12 protein-coding genes are annotated in these 14946 nt (G+C 73.3%); all 12 read left to right on the forward strand.

What is annotated here, in order from left to right:
• The first annotated feature begins 201 nt into the window (after positions 1-201).
• The 12 genes from AC2H6A_RS05270 (at position 202) to AC2H6A_RS05325 (ending at position 14916) form a co-directional block, all read left to right on the forward strand.
• On the forward strand, positions 202-1272 hold the full coding sequence (locus AC2H6A_RS05270) for an AI-2E family transporter (RefSeq protein ID WP_484272094.1): 1071 nt from the start codon (positions 202-204) through the stop codon (positions 1270-1272).
• The gene (locus AC2H6A_RS05275) at positions 1269-1913 is read left to right on the forward strand and encodes an HdaA/DnaA family protein (RefSeq protein ID WP_484272095.1); all 645 of its coding nucleotides are present in this window, start codon (positions 1269-1271) and stop codon (positions 1911-1913) included. Before AC2H6A_RS05270 ends, AC2H6A_RS05275 begins: the two co-directional genes overlap by 4 nt.
• Before the next feature lie 2 nt (positions 1914-1915).
• Complete coding sequence (locus tag AC2H6A_RS05280; RefSeq protein WP_484272116.1) at positions 1916-2584, forward strand: histidinol-phosphatase; 669 nt, start codon at positions 1916-1918, stop codon at positions 2582-2584.
• A complete protein-coding gene (gene pcnB / locus AC2H6A_RS05285) occupies positions 2581-4161 on the forward strand; it encodes a polynucleotide adenylyltransferase PcnB (protein ID WP_484272096.1) in 1581 nt (526 codons plus the stop codon). Before AC2H6A_RS05280 ends, pcnB begins: the two co-directional genes overlap by 4 nt.
• A 1-nt stretch (position 4162) precedes the next feature.
• Entirely contained in the window at positions 4163-4690 is a 528-nt protein-coding gene (folK, locus tag AC2H6A_RS05290) for a 2-amino-4-hydroxy-6-hydroxymethyldihydropteridine diphosphokinase (RefSeq protein WP_484272097.1), read from the forward strand.
• The gene (locus tag AC2H6A_RS05295; protein WP_484272098.1) at positions 4687-5046 is read left to right on the forward strand and encodes a DMT family protein; all 360 of its coding nucleotides are present in this window, start codon (positions 4687-4689) and stop codon (positions 5044-5046) included. The genes folK and AC2H6A_RS05295 overlap by 4 nt, the downstream gene beginning before the upstream one ends.
• An 18-nt stretch (positions 5047-5064) precedes the next feature.
• Positions 5065-5730 (forward strand): deoxynucleoside kinase, encoded by a 666-nt coding sequence (locus AC2H6A_RS05300; protein ID WP_484272099.1) that lies wholly within the window; start codon positions 5065-5067, stop codon positions 5728-5730.
• A gap of 86 nt (positions 5731-5816) precedes the next feature.
• Positions 5817-6503: a phosphate regulon transcriptional regulator PhoB gene (gene phoB, locus AC2H6A_RS05305; RefSeq protein ID WP_484272100.1), complete on the forward strand. Its 687-nt coding sequence runs from the start codon at positions 5817-5819 to the stop codon at positions 6501-6503.
• Positions 6500-7822 (forward strand): phosphate regulon sensor histidine kinase PhoR, encoded by a 1323-nt coding sequence (phoR, locus tag AC2H6A_RS05310; protein ID WP_484272101.1) that lies wholly within the window; start codon positions 6500-6502, stop codon positions 7820-7822. Before phoB ends, phoR begins: the two co-directional genes overlap by 4 nt.
• Before the next feature lie 77 nt (positions 7823-7899).
• Positions 7900-8460 carry a chromate transporter gene (locus AC2H6A_RS05315; RefSeq protein WP_484272102.1) on the forward strand — a complete coding sequence of 187 codons (561 nt, stop codon included), beginning with the start codon at positions 7900-7902 and terminating at the stop codon, positions 8458-8460.
• Complete coding sequence (locus AC2H6A_RS05320) at positions 8457-8984, forward strand: chromate transporter (RefSeq protein WP_484272103.1); 528 nt, start codon at positions 8457-8459, stop codon at positions 8982-8984. The genes AC2H6A_RS05315 and AC2H6A_RS05320 overlap by 4 nt, the downstream gene beginning before the upstream one ends.
• A gap of 16 nt (positions 8985-9000) precedes the next feature.
• Positions 9001-14916, forward strand: coding sequence for an alpha-2-macroglobulin family protein (locus AC2H6A_RS05325; protein WP_484272104.1), 5916 nt, complete (start codon positions 9001-9003; stop codon positions 14914-14916).
• Positions 14917-14946: the final 30 nt, after the last annotated feature.

A 14946-nucleotide genomic window follows, 5' to 3' on the forward strand; every position in this document is an offset into this window, starting at 1 on the left:
CCGCGCCGGCGCGGCGGACGAGGCCGCGCTGCCGCGACCGGGGGCTGGCCGCGCGAACGCGGACGACTCGCGATTGTAGCCGCCCGATCCGGCTCGCCCACCGATGCCGATCAAGCGCCCGCCCCGGGCACGACCACCCGGCGGCGCAAGCCGGGTGGACTAGAATGCCCCATCGCCGCCCCACGCCCCGAGCCGCCCCTCTTGACCCTCACCCCGCGCCAGCGCCAGACCCTCACCTGGAGCCTCGTTGCCGTGGCCCTGCTCTGGGCGCTGGTGGTGCTCAGGCCGGTGGTCACCCCCTTCCTGGCCGCGGCCATCCTCGCCTACGGGCTGCAGCCGGGCGTGCAGTGGCTGTCGGGCCACGGTGTGCGCCGCAGTCTCGGCGCGGTGCTCATGATGGTGCTCGCGCTGCTGTGCATCGTGGCGGTGCTGCTGGTGCTGGTGCCCATCGTCCAGACCGAGATCGGTCAGATCCGCCAGCGCCTGCCCGGTCTGGCGCAGGCGATCACCGAGCGGCTGCTGCCCTGGCTGCACGACACGCTCGGGCTCGACATCCGGCTGAATGGTGCCGAGATCCGCGCCTGGCTGGCCCGCCAGCTGAGCAGCGCCGGCGAAGACTGGGCTGCGCTGCTCTTCGGCTATGTGCGCTCGGGCTGGTCGGCCGCCATCGAGGCTGCCGGGCTGGTGTTCCTGGTGCCGGTGCTGGGCTTTTACCTGCTGCTCGACTGGCCCGACCTCATGACCCGGCTGCGCGCGCTGGTGCCGCCGCGCTGGCGCACCGGTGTCTTCGAGGTGGCCGGCGAGATCGACACCCTGCTCGGCCAGTATGTCCGGGGCCAGGGTCTGGTGATGCTGTCGCTGGCCGCGTTCTACAGCGCCGGTCTGCTGCTCGCCGGCTATTCGCTGTGGCTGCCGATCGGCGTGCTGAGCGGCCTGCTGGTCGCCATCCCCTACCTGGGCTTCGCGCTCGGTCTTGTCTTCGCGCTGGTCACCGGCATGCTCGAGCTCGGCCCCCTGCACGGGCTGGTGGCCACCGCGGTCATCTACGGCACAGGCCAGGTCCTGGAGAGCGTGGTGCTCACCCCGCGCCTGGTGGGCGAGCGCATCGGCCTGCATCCGCTGGCAGTGATCTTCGCGCTGATGGCCTTCGGCACGCTGCTCGGCTTCGCCGGCGTGCTGCTCGCGCTGCCGCTGGCGGCGATGGCCTCGGTGGGCGCGCGTCGCCTGCACGCGGCCTATCTCGACAGCGAGTTCTTCCGGCGCGAGTCATGAGCCAGCTTGCCCTCGACCTGCTCACCCGGGTCGCGCCCAGCCTGGACAACTTCGTGGCCGGCAGCAACCGCGAGTGCCTCCAGCGCCTGCGCGCCCTGGCCGACGGCGACCGACGCCACCGCCTGATCTACCTCTGGGGCCTGCCCGGTTGCGGGCGCAGCCATCTCGCCGGCGCGCTCGCGCGGGCGCTGCCGCAGGCCTGCGTGGTCGATGATGTGCAGCGTCTGGACGCCGGGGGCCAGACCGCGCTGTTCGGGCGTTTCCTCGCGGCGGCCGCCGACCCCGGCGAGGTCGTGATCACCACCGGCGACCGGCCGCCGCTGGCCCTCGACCTGCGCGAAGACCTGCGCAGCCGCCTGGGCGCCGGTCTGGTCTTCGAACTGCGCGCCCCCGATGACACCGGCCGCGCCCAGGCGCTGGCGCAGGCTGCCCGCGAGCGCGGTCTGCGCCTGCCCGAGGGCGTGATCAGCTGGCTGCTCACCCACCATGCCCGCGACCTGCGGGTGCTGATGGCCACGCTCGAGGCGCTCGATCGCCATGCCCTGGCGCGCCAGCGCGCGCCGAGCCTGCCGCTGCTGCGCGAATGGCTGGCCGGCGCCAGCGGCGGGCGCGACACCCCGACGGCTGATAAAATCCTTTAGGAATCATGGATCTGGCCCTGTTCGACCTCGATCACACCCTGTTGCCGCTCGACAGCGACTATGAATGGGGCCGCTTTCTCGCGCGCATCGGTGCGGTCGATGCCGAGCATCAGCAGCGCGAGAACGACCGCTTCTACCGCGATTACCAGGCCGGCCGGCTCGACATCCAGGCCTTCCTCGCCTTCCAGCTTGCGCCGCTGGCAGCCCACCCGCCGGCCCAGCTGCGGCGCTGGCACGACCAGTACATGACCGAGGTCATCGAGCCGGCGCTGCGGCCCGCCGCGCTCGCCCTGGTCGAGCGGCATCGCGGCCAGGGTGATCTGTGCGTGATCATCACCAGCACCAATGACTTCGTCACCGGGCCGATCGCGCCGCGCTTCGGCATCGAGCACCTGATCGCCACCCGGGTCGGGCGCAACGGCGAGGGCTACACCGGCCGCGCCGAGGGCACGCCCAGCTTCCGCGAGGGCAAGATCACCCGCCTCGACCAGTGGCTGGCCGATCGCGGCACCGCGCTGGCGGCCTTCCCGCGCTCGACCTTCTACAGCGACTCGGCCAACGACCTCCCCCTGCTCGAACGGGTCACCGACCCGGTCGCCACCAATCCCGACGACCGGCTCGCCAGCGTGGCACGCGAGCGTGGCTGGCCCGTCCTGTCCCTGTTCGCATGATCACCCGATTCCTCAGCAAGCTCTTCAGCCGCGGCGCTTCGGCCCGGCCCGCACCCGCCGCATCGAGCCCGGCGTCCGCCCCCGCGGCAGCCAGCCCCGGCGCCGGCGGCAGCCGCGGCAGCCGCGGCGGCCCGGCGGTGCCCCGCGAACCGGTGCGCTACACCGGCAGCGCCGAGGGCGTGCGCCGGGCCGATGTGCCCTCGTCGGCCATCCGCACCTGCGAGACCCTGCAGAAGGCCGGCTTCAAGGCCTATGTGGTCGGCGGCGGGGTACGCGATCTGCTGCTCGGCCTCAAGCCCAAGGACTTCGATGTGGCCACCGACGCCACGCCCGAGCAGGTCACCGCGCTGTTCCGCCGCTCGCGGCTGATCGGCCGGCGCTTCCAGATCGTGCATGTGATGTACGGACGCGAGACCATCGAGGTCTCCACCTTCCGCGCGCTGCAGACCGACGCCGAGACCGACGAGCATGGCCGGGTGCTGCGCGACAATGTCTGGGGCAGCCAGGCCGAGGATGCCACCCGGCGAGACTTCACCATCAACGCGCTCTACTACGACCCGGTGGCCGATCTCATCCTCGATTACCACGAGGGCGTGAAGGATCTGCGCCGCCGCGTGCTGCGCATGATCGGCGACCCGACCCGACGCTTTCGCGAAGACCCGGTGCGCATGCTGCGCACCGCGCGTTTCGCGGCCAAGACCGGCTTCACCGTCGAGCCCGGCACCCGTGCGCCCATCCGCGAGCTCGCGCCGCTGATCCACAACGTGCCGGCGGCGCGCCTGTTCGACGAGATGCTCAAGCTGCTGCAGTCGGGGCATTCCCTCGAGAGCCTGCACCAGCTGCGCAGCGAGGGCCTGCACCACGGCCTGCTGCCGATGCTCGATGTGATCCTCGAGCAGCCCGACGGCGAGCGATTCATCCGGGTGGCGCTCACCCGCACCGACGAGCGCGTGCTGTCGGGCAAGTCGGTGTCGCCGGGTTTCCTGTTCGCCACCCTGCTCTGGCAGGAGGTGCGGGTGCGCTGGGCCGAGCGGCTCAAGGCCGGCGAGCAGGCCATTCCGTCACTGCACGAGACCATCGACGCGGTGGTCGAAGACCAGGGCGCCAAGCTCGCCATCCAGAAACGCATCATCGCCGACATGCGCGAGATCTGGACGCTGCAGCCGCGCTTCGAGCGGCGCACCGGCAGCGCGCCGGCCCGACTGATCGAGCACCTGCGCTTTCGCGCCGCCTATGATTTCCTGCTGCTGCGCTGCGAGTCCGGCGAGGTCGCCGCGGAGCTTGGCGACTGGTGGACGCGCTATGCCGAGGCCGACGGCAGCGGCCGCGAGGCCCTGATCGCCGAGGCCGCGGCCGGGCCGGGCCGCGGCGCCGCGGGCACCGGTCGGCGCCGCCGCCGACGGCGCGGTGGCGGACGCGGCGACGCAGGCGGCGAGCCGGGTGGCGAAGGCGGCAGCGCGCCCGGCGACACCGGTGGCGAGCCCGCCTCGGCGCGTGGCGCCAGCACGGGTGGCAACCCGGCCCCCGATCCCGCAGCCGCGCCGCCAGCACCGCCCACGGGACCGACGGCAGCCTGAGATGAGTTCGCCGGCCTCCGGGACGCTCGCCTGCATCGGCCTGGGCGCCAACCTCGGTGACCCGGCGGCGGCGATCGCCAGCGCGCTGGCCGCGATCGAGCGCCTGCCCGACACCTGGGTGATCGCGTGCTCGTCGCTGTGGCGCAGCGCGCCGGTGCTGGCCGAAGGCCCCGACTTCATCAACGCCGCCGCGGTGCTGCGTACGGGTCTTGCGCCGCTCGCGCTGCTCGAGGCGCTGCTCGCGATCGAACTTGCGCACGGCCGCGAGCGGCCCTGGCCGAACGCGCCGCGGCTGCTTGACCTCGATCTGCTGCTGCATGGCCAAGCCGTGATGACCAGCCCGCGGCTCACCCTGCCCCATCCCCGCATGCACCAGCGCGCCTTCGTGCTGGCGCCCCTCGCCGAGATTGCGCCGGCGCTGACCGTACCTGGCCTGGGCCCCATCGGGCCGCTGCTCGCGGCCTGCACCGGACAGCGCTGCGAGCGGCTGCCCGCCGGTCCGCAAGACCCGGACCGGGACGAGCCATGACCGCGCTCGCCAGCCTGCCGGTCCCGGTGCAGACCGTCGGGCTGCTGATCGCCTCGAACGTCTTCATGACCGTGGCCTGGTACGGCCATCTGCGCAACCTGTCGGCGCGGCCCTGGTACGTCGCGGCCCTGCTCAGCTGGGGCATCGCCCTGTTCGAGTACCTGCTGCAGGTGCCGGCCAACCGCATCGGCTACGGCCATTTCTCGCTCGCCCAGCTCAAGATCATCCAGGAGGTGATCACCCTGGCGGTGTTCATGCCCTTCGCGGTCCTGGTCATGAACGAGCCGCTGCGGCTCGACTACCTCTGGGCAGCGCTGTGCCTGATGGGCGCGGTCTACTTCATCTTCCGGTCCTGAACCCCGCACGCCGCCGACATGAGCACGCCCCCCGCCCCGAGCTCCCCCTTCGAGCGCTTCCGCCACATCGTGGTCGAGGGCCCGATCGGCGCGGGCAAGACCACGCTCGCGCGCAAGCTCGCCGAGCGCTTCGGCGCGCGTCCGGTACTCGAGGAGCCCGAAGGCAATCCCTTCCTCGAACGCTTCTACCGCGACGGCCCGCGCTACGCGCTGCCCACACAGCTCTTCTTCCTGTTCCAGCGGGTCAACCAGCTGCGCGAACTCGCCCAGCGCGACCTGTTCTCGCAGGCGGTGGTCGGCGATTTCCTGCTCGACAAGGACCCGCTGTTCGCCCGGCTCACCCTGGCCGACGACGAGCTTGCCCTCTACCAGCAGATCTTCGCCAACCTGCAGCCGCAGGCGCCAGTGCCCGACCTGGTGATCTACCTGCAGGCCCAGCCCGACCAGCTGGTGGGCCGCGTGCGCCAGCGCGGCATCGCCATGGAGGCCGACATCTCGGAGGCCTACCTGCGCGAGCTCACCGAGGCCTACAGCCGCTTCTTCTACCACTACGAGAGCGCGCCGCTCATGATCGTCAACACCGAGCGCCTGAACCCGGTGGGCCGCGAGGAAGACTTCGCCATGCTGGTGCGGCAGATCGTCGAGCTCCGCGGCCGGCGCAGCTTCTTCAACCTCGCTGACTGACGCGGCGTGACAGCCCCATGACAGAGACCGACAGTCCCGGTCGGACCGTCACGAAACCGTCACCCGGCGGTCATATTCTCGCCGCCATGACTGCCCGGATCCTCATCGTCGAAGACGAGCCCGCGATCGGCGAGCTCATTGCCGTGAACCTGCGGCACGCGGGTTACACTCCCGTGCTGGCCCATGACGCTGCCAGCGCCCGCCAGCAGATCGATGCCGCCCTGCCAGATCTCCTCCTGCTCGACTGGATGCTGCCCGACAGCCCCGGCATCGAGCTCGCCCGACGCCTGCGCGCCGACAGCCGCACCCGTGGTCTGCCGATCATCCTGCTCACCGCGCGCGCCCAGGAGACCGACAAGCTCGCCGGTTTCGAGGTTGGCGCCGATGACTACATCACCAAGCCCTTCTCGCCGCGCGAGCTGCTCGCGCGGGTCAAGGCCATGCTGCGGCGGGCCGCACCGCTTGCCGCCGACGAAGCCCTCGAGGTGGGCGGCATGCGCCTTGACCCGGTCACCTTCCGCGTGCAGGCCGGCGACACCCCGATCTCGCTCAGCCCCACCGAATTCCGCCTGCTGCACTACCTCATGACCCAGCCCGACCGCGTGCACTCCCGCGCCCGGCTGCTCGATGCGGTCTGGGGCGACCATGTCTTCATCGAGGAACGCACGGTCGACGTCCACATCCGGCGGCTGCGCGTGGCGCTGCAGCCCACCGGCCACGACCGGCTGGTCGAGACCGTCCGAGGCGGCGGCTACCGCCTGCTGCCGGCGTGATCTGGCTGCGCTCCCTGGTGCCCACCGCGCTGGCCCTGGCCATCGCGGCGCTGCTCTCGGTCACGCTGGGTGACACCTGGGCGGCGCGCTGGCTGGCGGCGGCGCTGGTGCTGCAGGCCCTGCTGGTCACCCTGATCATGGCCCGTCTGCACTTCTGGGCCGCGCTGCCGCGCCAGCGCGAGGTGCCGCGCATCGGCGGCGTGTGGCAGCCTTTCCTCGACCGGCTCGCGCGCATGGTCAAGACCGAGCGCGAACACAGGCAGCAGATCACCGGCGAACTCGAGCAGCTGCACCGCGCGGTCGACCGTCTGCCCGATGGCCTGGTGCTCCTCGACCGCTACGACCATGTCCAGTGGTGCAATGACGCGGCCCGCGAGATCCACGGCGTGGTCGGCGCGGGGCGTCCCATCCACCACTTCATCCGCCAGCCCGAATTCATCGCCTACCTCGAAGGCGCCGACCCGTCGCGTCCGCCGGTGCTGCCGCTGCCGCAACGGCCAGGCCGGCTGTTCGAACTGCGCCTGCACCGGCCCGACGAACAGCACAAGCTGCTGATCAGCCGCGATGTCACCGAGCAGGCACGGCTCGAGGCCATGCGCCGCGACTTCGTCGCCAATGTCTCGCACGAGATCCGCACACCGGTGACGGTCATTGGCGGCTTCGCCGAGACCCTGCTCGAGCTGCCGCTGGAGCCGGCCCAGCAGCGCGAATACCTCGGCACCATCCTCAAGCAGAGCCGCACCATGCAGCGCCTGGTCGAGGACCTGCTGATGCTGGCCACGCTCGAGAGCTCCACCGCGCCGCCCGAGGCCGAGCGCATCGATGTCCACGCCATGATCCGCGCCGTGGGCACCGAAGGGCAGGCGCTGTCGCAGGACCGCCACCAGATCGTCTATCGGCTGGAGGGGCCGGTGGGCGTGATGGCCGCGCCGATCGAGCTCGAGAGCGCCATCCGCAACCTGGTGATCAACGCGGTGCGCTACACCCCCGATCGGGGCCGCATCGAGATCGGCTGGCGCATCACCGGCACCGAGGGGCATCTCTGGGTGACCGACACCGGCATCGGCATCCCGGCCGAGCACCTGCCGCGCCTGACCGAGCGCTTCTACCGCGTCGACCGCGGCCGCTCGCGGGACACCGGTGGCACCGGCCTGGGCCTGGCCATCGTCAAGCACATCATGCAGCGGCACGGCGGGCAGCTGCGCATCGCCAGCGTACCCGGCGAGGGCAGCACCTTCACGCTGGTCATACCGGCCTCGCGGCTGATCGCCGACCCGAGCCTCGCGCCCACCGCAACCGAGCCTGCCAACCCCGCCTGAGGTCCGGTCGGGCAGACCGGAACACCTCGGCACGCGCGGGGTCACGCCCGCCCACTGGGGCGTGTGACAATCGGCCGATGCCGCCCACCGAACCGCGCCCGCAGCCGCAGAGCCCGGCCGAACTGTTCCGGGTGTTCAATGCCCTGGCGCTGCGCGGTTTCGGCGGCGTGCTGCCCTTTGCCCAGCGCGCCCTGGTCGAGGAGCGGCGCTGGCTGAGTGCCGAGGAATTCGCCGAATCGCTGTCGCTCGCCCAGGTGCTGCCGGGGCCCAACATCTGCAATCTGGCGCTGATGATCGGCGACCGTTTCTTCGGGCTGCGTGGCGGCTTCGCCGCGCTCGCCGGCATGATGACCGCGCCCATGGTGCTGGTGCTGGTGGTGGCCTCGCTCTACCTCGAGTTCGCCCACGAGCCGGTGGTCAGCCGGGTGCTGACCGGCATGTCGGCCGTCAGCGCCGGCCTGGTGCTGGCCATGGCCCTGAAGCTCTCGCGCTCGCTGCACGGCCGCGGCGCCACGGCATGGGTGCTGGGCGGTCTGGCCTTCGCCATGGTCGGGCTGCTGCGCTGGCCGCTGCTGCCGGTGCTGGCCGGGCTGGGCGTGATCTCGGTGGGTCTGGCCTGGCGGCGGCTTCGGCCATGAGCCACGCCGACCTGCTCGAGCTCTTCGGGCGCTTCCTGCTGCTCTCGCTGCTGGCCATCGGCGGCGGCATCACGGTGGTGCCGGAGATGCACCGGCTGATGGTCGAGCGCCACGGCTGGCTGACCGACCCGCAGTTCTCGGCCTCGATCGCGCTTGCGCAGGCCTCGCCGGGCCCGAACATCCTGCTGGTGACCGTGATGGGCTGGAATGCCGGTGGCTGGGCCGGTGCGGCCGCCGCCACGCTGGGCATCCTTCTGCCTTCCACCACCGTGGCGCTGATCGCGCACCGCGGCGCCGAGAAATGGCGCGAGCACCGGCTGGTGATGGCCTTCCGCGAAGGCACCCTGCCGCTCACGCTGGGCCTGCTGGCCGCAGCCGGCTGGGTGCTGGCCGCGCCCACGGCCGGCGCGCCCGCGGGGCTGGCGCTCACCCTGCTGAGCGCGGTGCTGGTGTGGCGCACGCGGATCAACCCGCTGTGGCTGATCGGCGCCGGCGCGCTCGCCGGGGGCCTGGGCGCGCTCTGAACCCGGAGAGATGCCGATGGGACCGATCCGCCGCGCTGCCGTCACCCTTTTCGGCCTCGCACTGGCCGCGGGTCTGCTGCCCGCCACCGGCCCGAGTCCGGCCCATGCGGCCGGCCTGACGAGCTTCAGCCCCACGGGCGAGGCGGGCCTGGTGCGCGAGGTGCGCGCGGTGTTCAGCGAGCCCATGACCCGGCTGGGCGACAGCGGCGCGCCCGATCCCTTCCTGATCGACTGCCCGGTGAAGGGCGACAGCCGCTGGGTGGACAACCGCACCTGGGTGCATGTCTTTCGCACCCCACCGCGGGCCGGCACCCGCTGCGGGTTCAGCCTGAGGCCCGAGCTGCGCACCCTGGGCGGTGAGGCGCTGGCCGGCCGCTCGCGCCTTGAATTCAGCACCGGCGGGCCGGTGGTGGCGCGCAGCATGCCTTGGGAAGGCAGCCGCATCGACGAGGACCAGAGCTTCCTGCTGGTGCTCACCGGGCCGGTCGAACCCGACTCGGTGACCCGCAAGGCCTGGTGCCGCGTCGCCGGCATGGGCGAGCGCGTGCCGGTGCGGCTGCTGCCGCCGGCCGAGCGCGATCTGCTCGCGCGCCGCTTCGCGCCCGATGAACCCGATGTGCTGGCGCTGGCCTGCGGCCGGGCCCTGCCGCCGCAGGCCCGGGTCGATCTGGTCTGGGACGCCGGCATCGCCACGCCCTCGGGCCTCGCCACCCGGCGGCCGCAATCGCTCGGCTTCGAGGTGCGCAGCGCCTTCAGCGCCCGGTTGAGCTGCCCGCGCGAGAACGCCAACGCACCCTGCTTGCCGCTGGGAGATGTCCGCATCGAATTCAGCGCGCCGGTGCCGCGGGCGCAGGCCGCGGCGGTGCGTCTCATGCTCGGGCAGACCGAGCGCAAGCCGCGGCTGGAGGGCGGCGCCGACGCACCCACCGTGGAGGCCGTGGTGTTCCCGGGGCCCTGGCCGGAATCAGCGAGCGTGAACATCAGCCTGCCGCCCGGGCTGCGCGACGCCGATCAGCGCCCGCTCACCAACGCCTCGGCCTTTCCGATGCTCAGCCGCATCGGCACCTACCCGCCGCTGGCCAAGTTCGCGGCTGCGCCCTTCGGCATCATCGAGCTCGACGAGGCGCCGGCCATGCCGCTGGCGCTGCGCAAGGTGGAGCGCTCGCTGACGCTGCGCGAGGCGCAGCCCGGCCGCGGGCTGGTTCGCGACCTGCGGCTGCAGGACGACGCATCGATCATCGCCTGGTACTCGAAGGTGCTGCGGCTGCACGAGAGCGTGATCGAGCCGGCGCTCGCCCGCGAGCTCACCGGCCAGGCGCCGGCCGCCGCGCCCGCGCCCGCGCGCCCCGGCGTACGCGCCCCGGCGCCGGCACCGGTGCCCACCCGCACCCTGTCGCTGCTCGGCCGCGAGCCGGGCGCGCGCACGCTGAACCTGCCCGAACCGGGCGGCGACGGCGACCGGCCCTTCGAGCTGATCGGCGTGCCGCTGCCCGAGCCGGGCTTTCATGTGCTCGAGGTGGAATCGCGGCTGCTCGGCAGGGCGCTGCTCGAACGCGATGCGCCGATGTTCGTGCGCACCGCAGCCCTGGTCACCAACCTCGCCGTGCATCACAAGCAGGGCCGCGACAACGCGCTGGTCTGGGTCACCCGCCTGGACCGCGGACAACCGGTGGCCGGCGCCGAGGTGCGCATCAGCGACTGCCGCGCCCGACTGCTCTGGTCGGGTCGCACCGACGCGCAGGGCCTGGCCCGGGTGCCGGTGGCGCTGCCCGAGCCGGCCGGCGAGTGCGGCGAAGACCGCCCCGGCCATTTCGTGTCGGCACGGGCCCGCGACGCGCAGGGCCGCGAGGACCTCTCCTTCGCCTGGACAGGCTGGCAGCAGGGCATCGAGCCCTGGCGCTTCGAGCTGCCGGTGAGCTGGTCGGGCAGCACGCAGGCCTCGGCCCATACCGTGTTCGACCGGGTGCTGCTGCGCGCCGGCGAGACGGTGTCGATGAAGCACTTCGTGCGCACCCAAGGCTCGGCGGGCCTGCGCCGGCCGGCGCCCGCGCAGCTGCCGGCCAGTCTGGTCATCGTCCACGAGGGCAGCGGCCAGACCTGGCAACAGCCGCTTGCCTGGCAGGGCGGCGCGGCGCAGTCGCAGTTCCGGGTGCCGCCGGGCGCGCGCCTGGGCCGCTACCAGGTGTATCTCGAACAGGCCGAGCCAGCCGCCGGCGCACCCGGGCCGCTGTGGCCCGGCCGGCTGGCGAGCGGCAGCTTCCGGGTGGAGGCCTTCCGCCTGCCGGTGTTCGACGCCCGGGTGTCGTTACCGGCCAGCCCGCCCCCGGCCACCCGCGAGCTGGCGGCCGACCTGCGGGTGGCCTGGCTGGCCGGCGGGTCGGCTGCCGGGCTGCCGGTGCGGGTGAGCGCCCGCCTGAGCCCGCACCAGCCCGCCCCGGAGGGCTGGGAGGGGTTCGCCTTCTCGCGCCGTGACCTCGAAGCCGAGGATGCGGCTGACCCCGACGCCGAGGACTCGCCGGCCCGCCGCGCCGCGGCCGACCAGCGCCTGGCCAGCCGCGGCATCCACCGCGACCGGCTGGTGCTCGACAAGCAGGCGGTGACGCTCGATGACCAGGGCGGCGCAAGGGTGCGGCTGGCCGATCTGCCAGCCCTGGCGGTGCCGCACCGGCTGGAGGTGGAGGCCAGCTTCACCGACCCCTCCGGCGAGATCCAGAGCGTGGCGCGCAGCACGGTGCTGCAGCCGGCGGCGCTGATGGTCGGCATCAAGGCCGACGGCTGGCGCGCGCCCGGCCAGGCGCTGGGCGTGCGGGTGGCGTTGCTCGATGCCCGCGGGCAGGCGCTCAAGGGCCGCGAGGTGCGCCTGCATGGCCGCCTCGAGCGGGTGATCTCGCACCGCAAGCGGCTGGTGGGTGGCTTCCATGCCTACGAGAACCGGCGGGTGTCGCTCGATCTCGGCGAACTGTGCCGGGCCCGCACCACGGCGGGCGGCGTGGCGGTGTGCGAGATCAACCCCAGCCTGGCGCCCGGCGAGGCGGGCGAAGTGGTGCTGGTGGCCAGCGCGCTCGACGACGCCGGGCTGGCGGCCACCGCGAGCGCCTCGAGCTGGTTTTCCGAGCAGGGCGAGCAGTGGTTCGATGCCCAGGCGGTCGACCGTATCGACCTCATCCCCGAGAAGCGTCGGCTCGCGCCGGGCGAGACCGCGCGGCTGCAGGTGCGCATGCCGTTTCGACGCGCCACGGCGCTGGTCACCGTCGAGCGCGAGGGCGTGATCGATGCCCGCGTGATGGAACTGCGCGGCACCCACCCGGTGATCGAGCTGCCGATGCTCGCGGGCTACGGGCCGAATGTGTTCGTCTCGGTCATGCCCATCCGCGGCCGGCTGCGCGAGGTGCCCTGGTACTCGTTCTTCCGCTGGGGCTGGCGCAGCCCGACCGAGTGGTGGCATGAATACCGCAGCGCCGGCGAGCTGCCGGCGGCGCGGCTGGCGCCCACCGCCACGGTCGATCTCGCCCGACCGGCCTTCCGGCTGGGCATCACCGAGCTGCAGGTCGGCATCGACGGCTCGCGTCTGGCGGTGCGGGTGACGCCGGAACGCGACACCTGGCGGGTGCGGGAGCAGGCCCGGGTCAATCTCGATGTGCGGCTGCCCGACGGCCGCACGCCCGCCGCCGGCGCCGAGGTGGCGGTGGCGGTGGTCGACGAGGCGCTGCTCGAGCTGATGCCCAACAGCAGCTGGCAGCTGCTCGAGGCCATGATGCAGCGCCGGCCGCTGGCGGTGCAGACCGCCACCGCGCAGATGCAGGTGGTGGGCAAGCGCCACTATGGCCGCAAGGCGGTGGCCGCGGGGGGCGACGGCGGTCGCAACCCCACACGCGAACTCTTCGACACCCTGCTCTACTGGAACCCGGCGGTGAAGCTCGACGCGCAGGGACGCGCGCAGCTCAGCGTGCCGCTGAACGACTCGCTCAGCCGCTTCCGGGTGGTGGCCATCGCCGATGCCGGCGAGAGCCTGTTCGGCACCGGCGAGGCGGTGATCCGCACCCACCAGCCGCTGCAGATCGTGGCCGCGCTGCCCCCCGTCGTACGGGAAGGCGACAGCCTGCCCGCCGAGGTGGTGGTGCGCAACCACAGCGCCCAGCCGATGACGGTGACGCTCAACGCCACCGCACGCGCCGACGACCCGCAGGCCGCGCCGGTGCTCGGCACCCAGCGCAGCCTCTCGGTGCCCGCGGGGGGCGCGCAGTCAGTGACCCTGCCGCTCACCGTACCGGGCGGCGCCAGGCGCCTGCTCTGGACGCTGCAGGCCAGCGAGCCGGGCGGCCAGCGCGACAGCCTCGCGGTCGGTCAGACCGTGGCGCCGGCCGTGCCGGCCACGGTGCGCCAGGCGCTGCTGCAGGCCATCGATGGCCAGGCCGTCATCGACCTCGCCAGCCCGGCGGGCGCGCTGCCGGGGAGAGCCAGGCTGCGTGCCACGCTCTCGGCCGGGCTGGGCGGCGCCAACGAGGGCGCGCGCGACTGGCTCGCGCGCTATCCCTTCCGTTGCCTGGAACAGCGCGCCGCGCGGGCCGCGGGCCTGGGTGACGCGGTGCTGTGGCGCACGCTGGTCGACGAGATGCCCAGCCATCTCGACGAGGCCGGCCTGCTGCAGTTCTTCCCGGTGCGCGAGGGCGAGCGGGCCGCGGGCAGCGACAGCCTCACCGCCTACCTGCTGCAGTTGTCGGCCGACTCGGGGCTCGCGTTGCCGGATGCCCTGCGGGAGAAGCTGCTCGCCGGGCTGGCGGCATCTGTGGAGGGACGGCTGCGCCGCCCGGGCTGGTCGGCCCGCCCCGACACCACCGAGCGGCGGCTGGCGGCGATGGCCGCGCTCGCCCGCCACGGCCGCGCTCCGATGGCCCAGGTGGCCGCGCTGGGCATCGACCCGACCCGCCTGCCGCTCTCCAGCCTGATCGACTGGCTGATCGTGCTCGACGCCGTGCCGGCGCTGCCGCAGCGCGAGACGCTGCGCGCCCAGGCCGAGCAGCTGCTGCGCGCGCGGCTGGTCAGCAGCGGCACGCAGTTCGCGCTTGCGCCCGGCCCGGTGCCCGAGCCCTGGTGGCTGCTCAGCAACGACGACAGCGCCATGGCGCGGCTGCTGCTGCTCGCCCGCCAGCGCCCAGGCTGGCAGGCCGATGCGCCGCGACTGGCGCTGGGCCTGCTCGCGCGCCAGCGCCAGGGCGCCTGGTCGGGCACGCCCGGCAATGGCTGGGGCCTGGTGGCGCTGCGTCGATTCAGCGAGAGCGCCGAAGCCACGCCAGTGACGGGCAGCACCCGTCTGAGCCTGGCCGGCGAGCAGCGCGAGCATGCCTGGCGCGACGGCGCCCAGGGTCGGCTCACGCTGCCGGTGCCGGCCGGCGACTCGCGCCTGCAGGTCAGCCACAGCGGCAGCGGCCGGCCCTGGCTGCAGGCGCAGCTGCTGGCGGCGGTGCCGCTCACCCAGCCGGTGACGGCCGGCTACCGGGTCAGCCGCAGCCTCGAGGCGGTGGAGCGGCGCCAGCCCCAGGCCTGGAGCCGCGGCGACCTGATCCGCGTGCGGATCAGCGTCGAGGCCGACGCCGCCCTGCCCTGGGTGGTGATCGCCGATGCCCTGCCACCCGGCGCCACGGTGCTCGGCTCGGGCCTGGCCCGCGACACCCGGATCGTGGCCGGGGCGGGCGCCGCGCCCGCCGGCGATCCGGCCGCGGGTGCCGAGCTCACGCCAAGCTTCATCGAACGCGAGGCCGCCTCGGTGCAGGCCTACTACGCCGAGATGCCGGCCGGCCGCTGGCGCTTCGAGTACCTGGTGCGTCTGAACCAGCCCGGCGAGTTCCGGCTGCCACCCACGCGCGTGGAGGCGATGTACGCCCCCGACGCCCGCGGCGAGCTGCCGGTGGCGCCGATGCGGGTGCAGCCCTAGGCAGCGCCATGGGCATCGGCCTGCGGGTCT

The organism is Quisquiliibacterium sp. (assembly GCF_982640115.1).

What these genes read in the sequence shown, in the direction of transcription:
- folK (WP_484272097.1), top strand. Translation starts at nt 4,163, where the DNA reads ATGAGTTCGCCGGCCTCCGGGACGCTCGCCTGCATCGGCCTGGGCGCC.
- AC2H6A_RS05325 (WP_484272104.1), top strand. Translation starts at nt 9,001, where the DNA reads ATGGGACCGATCCGCCGCGCTGCCGTCACCCTTTTCGGCCTCGCACTG.
- AC2H6A_RS05275 (WP_484272095.1), top strand. Translation starts at nt 1,269, where the DNA reads ATGAGCCAGCTTGCCCTCGACCTGCTCACCCGGGTCGCGCCCAGCCTG.
- AC2H6A_RS05300 (WP_484272099.1), top strand. Translation starts at nt 5,065, where the DNA reads ATGAGCACGCCCCCCGCCCCGAGCTCCCCCTTCGAGCGCTTCCGCCAC.
- AC2H6A_RS05295 (WP_484272098.1), top strand. Translation starts at nt 4,687, where the DNA reads ATGACCGCGCTCGCCAGCCTGCCGGTCCCGGTGCAGACCGTCGGGCTG.
- AC2H6A_RS05320 (WP_484272103.1), top strand. Translation starts at nt 8,457, where the DNA reads ATGAGCCACGCCGACCTGCTCGAGCTCTTCGGGCGCTTCCTGCTGCTC.
- pcnB (WP_484272096.1), top strand. Translation starts at nt 2,581, where the DNA reads ATGATCACCCGATTCCTCAGCAAGCTCTTCAGCCGCGGCGCTTCGGCC.
- phoB (WP_484272100.1), top strand. Translation starts at nt 5,817, where the DNA reads ATGACTGCCCGGATCCTCATCGTCGAAGACGAGCCCGCGATCGGCGAG.
- AC2H6A_RS05315 (WP_484272102.1), top strand. Translation starts at nt 7,900, where the DNA reads ATGCCGCCCACCGAACCGCGCCCGCAGCCGCAGAGCCCGGCCGAACTG.